The organism is Pseudomonas sp. 18173 (assembly GCF_050432945.1).
Taxonomy (GTDB): Bacteria; Pseudomonadota; Gammaproteobacteria; order Pseudomonadales; family Pseudomonadaceae; genus Aquipseudomonas.
Map to the genome: position 1 here is coordinate 1 of NZ_JBKFTN010000083.1, position 570 is coordinate 570.

The 570-nt window shown below is 58.0% G+C and carries 2 pseudogenes; both read left to right on the forward strand.

Going from position 1 to position 570, the window contains the following annotated elements:
* A pseudogene (locus tag ACLD1X_RS29165) lies at window positions 1-247 on the forward strand (phage terminase large subunit family protein); the annotation flags it as partial.
* Window positions 247-570: pseudogene (locus tag ACLD1X_RS29170) on the forward strand (phage terminase large subunit family protein); the annotation flags it as partial. The pseudogenes ACLD1X_RS29165 and ACLD1X_RS29170, both read left to right, overlap by 1 nt.

A 570-nucleotide genomic window follows, 5' to 3' on the forward strand; every position in this document is an offset into this window, starting at 1 on the left:
AACGATGATTCGTGACAGTCCTGTGGTGCGCGCCTTGGCCCCTTGGTATGGGGTAAAGCATCGCGATAATACCCTGGATGAAAAGCGCTTCGATAACGCCAAGATGTTGTGGTGCCTGGGTGGCACGGCGGCAAAAAACTACCGGGAGAAAAGCCCGGATGAAGTGATCTATGACGAGCTATCGAAGTTCAATGCGGACATCGAGGGCGAGGGGGCCCCGACCATTCTTGGCGACAAGCGCCTAGAAGGNCGGCAAAAAACTACCGGGAGAAAAGCCCGGATGAAGTGATCTATGACGAGCTATCGAAGTTCAATGCGGACATCGAGGGCGAGGGGGCCCCGACCATTCTTGGCGACAAGCGCCTAGAAGGTGCCACGTTCAAGAAGTCCATACGCGGATCGACCCCGACGACAGTGGTTGTCGCTGACGACAACGAGGAAACCTCGGGGGAGGGCTGCCAGATCACGCGGGCGGCCAACGATTCCCCACACTTTCTGCGTTTCAACATCAAGTGCCCGTGCTGCGGGACCGAGCAATACCTGAAGTGGGGCGACCCGGCTACGCCGTTC